The following is a 4048-nucleotide window of genomic DNA, read 5'->3' on the forward strand; positions in this document are numbered from 1 at the left end:
CAATATATCGTTCCTACGGAACTGATTGATTTGTCTATCTATTCCTACCGATATTATGTTCCTAACGGAACGATTATTCTCATGCCTTATTTATGGGTATTATCCTATGTAAACTTCCAGTTAATAATCGCTATATGTATTTCAATAGCTGCACCAATAATCTTTTCTGATATCTGATTTATTTCTATGTCTTCTGTGTTCCTCTGCGTCTCTGCGGTAAATTACCACCTGAACGGTTACAAATTCAGGGAGTGAAGTTTTGAGGATGGTTTCCCAAATGTCACTAATTCCCTGCATAAATAGAGTCTATAGTCTTGTGTCTGATGTCCAGTGTCTGAATTACAGTTGACATAAATGATATTCTTTGCTATACTTTCACCAGGATGTTTAATAAAAAGGATATATCAATCCTATTAATTTTAATTGGCGTAACACTACTCTTTTTTGCCAGAGTATTAGTAACGGATTTTACCTTTGGATATGGTGATATTCATCGGTATTTTTATCCAATTCGCTATTTTAGTGCCTCTGCCATAAAGGAAGGTATCATCCCTTTCTGGAATCCTTATTTATTTGCTGGCATTCCAAATTTAGCCGCTTTACAACCAGCAGTATTTTATCCTATGTCTATCTTAACCTACATCTTTCCTTTCTTCTTTGGAATTAAACTATTTATCATTTCCCATTTTACATTAGCCTCAATTTTTACCTATCTATTGATGCGTAATTTCAATATCAGTAGAACTGGGTCTTTAATCTCAAGCGTTACCTACGGGTTTGGTGGATTTGTTTTATCCGTAGTTGATATGCTTACCACTCTAAGTGCCGCTACCTGGACGCCACTTATCCTTTTATTCTATACTAAAGCATTAACAAACAAACATAACATTTATCTTATGTTAACCGGGTTATTTTTAGCCGTCCAATTTTTAGCCGGCGAACCAACGCAATTGTATGGAAGTTTAATTATGTTAGTCCTATTCTGGTTATTTCAACCACAACCTTTAAAAAAATGGATATTTCAAGGGATTACTCCATGGGTAATTTGTATCGGATTAGTCCTTTTCCAGATATTGCCTTTTTTAGAGATGGGTTTATTTTCAACCCGCACCGGCGGAGTTAAGTTCACCCATGCCACAAGTCTATCATTAGGACCGCATGAATTATTAAATTTAGTCTTACCTTATTTTACAGGTAATTTTATTGACGAGAGTCATTTCTGGTTTGGTCAATCCTGGCTTGAGAGCATCTATATGGGCATTTTGCCTTTATTATTTGTGTTTACGGCAGTGCTTTTTATAAGAAAAAACCACCTCGTTATCTTCTTTACCTCAATTATCCTTATTTTTCTTATCCTTTCTTTAGGTCGGCTTCTTCCAATCTATGAGTTACTTTATAAATATTTACCTGGTTTTAGTATGATTAGATACCCGGTTAAATTTTTCTCTTTTGCCGCATTTGGATGTAGTATCTTAGCGGGTTTTGGATATGACTACTTTCGGGGTCAAACCTTGAAAATAGAATTTAAAAATAAATTCTATTTTCAAGGTCTAACCCCATTAATCCTATTTCCCTTTTTAAAAAAGATTTATTTTCCAGATGCAACTGACCTTCAGATAGATACATGGGCAAATAGCATTTTTTTAAATTTTATTATCGTCTGCTTAATTATTATCTCCTGTATTTTGCTTATCTCTTTGTTATTTAAAAACAAAATTCCAATATCCGCATTTAATTTTGGGATAGTTAGTTTTGTTATCCTCGACTTATTTCTGTTTGGGAGCAGAATTAATCCCTTTGTTCCTCAAAAGATTTATGGATATAAATCAGAGGGTTTAAGATTTATCTTGCAAGATAGGGATTTTTATCGTATCTTATTAGAGCCGAAAAGTGAAAAGTATTTCCATATCATTCGTGGAGCGACATTGGAAGAGGCACTGATAAATGTCCAGCAATCTTTAGTCCCAAATTCAGGGCTTTTCTACAAAATTTTTGATGCCGAAGGCTATGAATCTTTAACCCTGAATGATTACAACCATGTTTTAGAATTGATTAAAAAAGAAGGAAGGTTAAATTTATTAGACTTATTGAATGTTAAATATCTTATCTCTAAGTTTGAATTAAAAATGCCGCACTTAAAACTTGTGTATGAAGATGCCGCAATTAAAATATACCAGAATATGACCTGTCTGCCAAGGGCATTTTTTGTCTCAAAGATACGAGTAATCGAAAATAGGGCTAAAATTTTAGAGGTAATGAACAGATTGAATTTTAATCCAATGAGAGAGGTAATTATAGAAGAAGGAATCCAACATAAATCCAAAATTTTGCCTTGCAACAATCTTCGAATTCAAAATCCAAAATCCAAAATAAAAATTATAGATTACCAACCTAACAAAATTATCCTTGAAGCGTCTTCTAAGGGAAATTGTCTTTTATTTTTAAGCGATACCTATTATCCTGGCTGGCAGGCTTACATAGATGGTAAGTTAACAAAGATTTATCGGGCAAACTATGCCTTTCGGGCAATTAGTTTCCCGGCAGGTAATCATAAAGTAGAATTTATCTATTTTCCATTTAGTTTTTTAGTGGGGATAATTGGAAGCATTGTCAGTGGATTTATATCAGCAACTCTACTTATGACAACCTTCGTGGTCAAACCTTCAAAATAGAATTTATTTTTAAATTCTATTTTCAAGGTTTGCCATTAATCCGTTCAACCTTTAATTAAAATAAAGATTATTCCTGTGATTACAGAAATAACCAATGGAGCGAATAATCCCATTGTCCAGTAGAAATGGCTGTCAACTTTCTTAGTTAAATTATCTATCCTGGCATTTAAACGCTGGTCTAACCCATCTATTCGCTTATCTAACCCATCTATCCTGGCACTTAGACGCTGGTCTAACCCCTCTATCCGCTTATCTAACCCATCTATCCTGGCATTTACACTCTTATCTAACCCATCTATCCGCTTATCCGTCTCATCAAACCGCATTATGACATATTCTTTCAATTCATCTATCCGCTTATTTGTCTCATCTATTCTGGTATGTAAACCATCTATCCTAGCATCTAATCGTTGTGTATTTATTGCTATTATGGTTTCTAATTGCTGTGTATTTCGCCTTATCTCAGACCGCATTGCTTCTATTTCTGTAACAAAGCGTTTTTCTCGCTCATCTAAATAGCGGTCATAGTAAGGTGGGATTATCTCTTCTGATTTTATTGCATGGGCTGGCATAGCCATTATTATCTCCTCTGGTATTTGGTAACCAATTTTTGTAACCGTTCAGGGATATAGCCACAGAGTCACAGAGAGAATATATAACCCCGAATGAATACGAATAATAAAAAACAGGAAAGCGAACCTAAAGGTTCCCCCTACACTTATCGAATGTCACAGGTTAATTTGTGTCTATTTGTGGCTAATTTTCCTAATTCTCTGCGAACTCTGTGCCTCTGTGGCTGAACGTTTACCAATTTTTTAATTTTCTAAGGTGATATTATTATATTATACAATCAATAATTTGTCAAGAAAAAGTTACCACGAATTAAACGAATTTTACGAATGAATACTAATTATTAGAATAATGTAATCGTTCAGGTGGTCTGGTGTCTGGGTGTCTATGTGTCTGGGTTACATAGACTACCTGACACTTAGACACATTTTTATTCGTCCAATTCGTGAAATTCGTGGTATATTATACTTTCCTATATGATCAAGAAAAAAAAGGGATAATTTTTCCACCGCAAGATGCCACAGAGAACGCAAAGAATAAAAAAACAATTGGATTGACACCACTTGTGGTATAGCACTTATTAATCGAAATTTGACATAGATATAGCTATGAAATTCCAAATCACAAATTCCAAATTCCAAACAAATTCGAATGACCAAAATTCAAAACATTACCCCCACTATAGTTTCGTGATTTTTAGAAGATTGAAATCCCCTGAAAACACAAGGAAGAGGAATTATTGCAAAGTTATGGCTAAACCATGAGTTGCAAAAAATAGTGAGTGAATTACAAAATTCCAAATCACA

At 34.1% G+C, this 4048-nt stretch carries 2 protein-coding genes; one reads left to right on the top strand and one right to left on the bottom strand.

What is annotated here, in order from left to right; genetic code table 11:
* Positions 1-383: 383 nt before the first annotated feature.
* Entirely contained in the window at positions 384-2672 is a 2289-nt protein-coding gene (locus tag AB1422_17565; protein MEW6621111.1) for a YfhO family protein, read from the top strand.
* A 44-nt stretch (positions 2673-2716) separates the two neighbouring features.
* Here the strand turns inward: AB1422_17565 and AB1422_17570 are convergent, their stop codons facing one another.
* Entirely contained in the window at positions 2717-3244 is a 528-nt protein-coding gene (locus AB1422_17570) for a hypothetical protein (protein MEW6621112.1), read from the bottom strand.
* Positions 3245-4048: the final 804 nt, after the last annotated feature.

The organism is bacterium, from assembly GCA_040757115.1.
GTDB lineage: Bacteria > UBA9089 > CG2-30-40-21 > CG2-30-40-21 > SBAY01 > JBFLXS01.